The organism is Pseudoalteromonas sp. Z1A6 (assembly GCF_011378745.1).
Lineage (GTDB): Bacteria > Pseudomonadota > Gammaproteobacteria > Enterobacterales > Alteromonadaceae > Pseudoalteromonas > Pseudoalteromonas arctica.
Genome location: NZ_WTKW01000530.1, coordinates 1 through 1,915, shown reverse-complemented (window position 1 = coordinate 1,915; position 1,915 = coordinate 1). Strand labels below are relative to the sequence as shown.

Here is a 1,915-nt window from a genome sequence, read left to right as displayed (position 1 = left end):
GCTGCGTTATCGCCTATTTATGGGGAATAACCACACTACATAGGCTCAGCCTTGCCTAAAAACCAAACAGTCTGCTGCAAATTCAACTACCAAAGATCAACACGCCCTAGCAACGCTAATACTATTTAATGCGTCTTTAATTGCTTGCTGGCTTATTGGCTTATGAATATGGAGGTTAGCTCCGTATTCATAAACTCGCTCTATATCATTTTGTGAAGTATTTGCTGTTATAACAATAATTGGCATTACTTTATTAAGATCAGAGCGTATTTTTTTAATCGCCTCAAACCCATCCATTACTGGCATATTTAAGTCCATAAAAACAATATCGTATTGATTTTCACTCACCATATCGCACGCGACTTTGCCGTTTTCAGCGCAATCATAGCTTAAACCTAATAAGCTAAGTATGCGGGTCAGTAATATAGTATTTAATGGATTATCTTCAACGACTAAACACTTTAGTTTGTCATTTATTTTACGAGGGTTTGGGAGAGCTTTACTGGCAATTATTGGTAAGTGCAAAGATACCAGCGCCCCATGGGCTTCATTATTTTTGAAGGTAATTTCACCGTGCAACGCCTTTACAACATACTGAACCCGAGTGAGACCTGTTCTTAATCCTTGAAAATGGTTTGTTTGTTTAAATGAGTCAAATTCAAGATCAGTAATCTCTTTCGAAAAACCACAACCAGTATCACTTACAGTGACACAAAGTTCATTATTAAAAAGCTTTGCAGAGACAGTAATTTCACCCTCTGTCGTAAACTTAATAGCGTTACTGATTAATTCTGTAAGCGTATGCTGCAAACGTTGATGATCCAATTTACATACACAATTTAATGATTCATCTAAACAACTAACTAGTTTTAGGCCTTTTTGCTGACAAGCATGCTCGTAAGCCATTAGTACTTTATTACACGACTCTAGAAGGTTTTCATTTTTAAATTGCGGTACCCACTTACCTGTACTTAAAGCTTGCAAGTCCTGCAGTTCATCTAATATGGCTATTAACCTAAGTGCACAGTAATTAGCTTGGGTTTTAACGCTTTGCTGCGTATCAGAAACCTTTAACTCCTCAATAGACGTAATAAGACCCTGTAAAGGAGTTCTAAATTCGTGACTTGCTCTGGCAATAAAATGCTCTTTATTTTGACTCACTTGTTGAGCGAACTCTTTTTGCTTTTGGTATTTAGACAATGCGTTACCTATTTCTTTTTCCATTGGCATAAATACAAACCTTAACTCTACAAGTAGTAAAAACATCGCCATAAGCCAAAATAATAATTCAAGGTTAGATACCCAGTTCAATTTTTGGACAGCTTGCTCTTCAAATAAATTCACTGCATGATCTAGTTGCTTTAATAGCTCTTCAACCTCAGTTACAGAGAATATACGCTTATCTACTTGGCCTTGTTGATAAAGCAAATTTTCCGCTTGCTGGATATATGTTGCAACTTGGGAATCTAGTTTATGAGGAGCTAACGTATATAGCTTAATAAGCTTAGGTGTAAGGTACTGATACTCTCCATTAGCATTTTTTGAAAGTAAGTAATTATGAGTTTTTTTGAATGATACGACTGATGTCTTTAACGCTTTAGTATGCTCAGAAATATTTGTTGCCGATAATAATAACTCATTACTATGCCAAGCTATTTTTTGAGAAAGCATTCTCTGCTTACCAGCCATATTTATTATTTTTGCGTCATATTTTTGCACCGAAAAATAATACTGCATAAGTGATGCTGATGTGCTTATTAATAGTGCTATTGCTATTAATGCCCATCGGTAACGAGTACGGATATTCGCGACAACTTTAAACATACTAAGCCCTGTTTTTGTTTTAAGTGTAGCTCAATTTTTTAGAACTAATAAGCAGCTTAAATAATGATTATTAAATAAAAAAGCCCAACTA

The 1,915-nt window shown here is 35.4% G+C and carries 1 protein-coding gene; it reads right to left on the bottom strand.

Features of this window, described 5'->3' with window-relative positions:
* Nucleotides 1-96 precede the first annotated feature (96 nt).
* A complete protein-coding gene (locus GQR46_RS19175; protein WP_165728078.1) occupies nt 97-1,824 on the bottom strand; it encodes a response regulator in 1,728 nt (575 codons plus the stop codon).
* Nucleotides 1,825-1,915 lie beyond the last annotated feature (91 nt).